Source organism: Clostridium neuense, assembly GCF_045310695.1.
GTDB classification, from domain to species: Bacteria; Bacillota; Clostridia; order Clostridiales; family Clostridiaceae; genus Clostridium_S; species Clostridium_S neuense.
In genome coordinates, this window is record NZ_JBJIAA010000062.1 from 1 (window position 1) to 341 (window position 341).

1 protein-coding gene is annotated in these 341 nt (G+C 34.0%); it reads right to left on the minus strand.

The annotated features are described in order from the left end of the window. Positions 1–341 (minus strand): polymorphic toxin-type HINT domain-containing protein (locus tag ACJDT4_RS23370; RefSeq protein WP_406790026.1); only part of this gene is annotated, 341 nt, incomplete at both ends.

Consider the following 341-nt stretch of genomic DNA (forward strand, 5'->3'; position numbering starts at 1 on the left):
AATACTTGATTTGCCTCATCCTCATTACAATTATTATGTACTAGTAATTCTCCCTCACCAACATAATATGTATGGTAGTCTTCTACATTCAAGTTATATATTCTTTCCCCAGCTTCTACATGCCATACACTTATTCCTTTTACTTCTTCATAAGCTCCAGTGGCTGTCTTTATTTTATCTCCAAGTTTTAAATCTGCTGCTATCTTAAAGCCTTCACCTATTATGTAGAACCTGTGCAGGGCTGTTGTCTCTATTTCTTCTTTTCCTGCTCTTACTAGTATAACATCCTTTGTTTCATTTTTGTATACATGTATTACTCTTTTTAAGCCTATTTCTCCTGT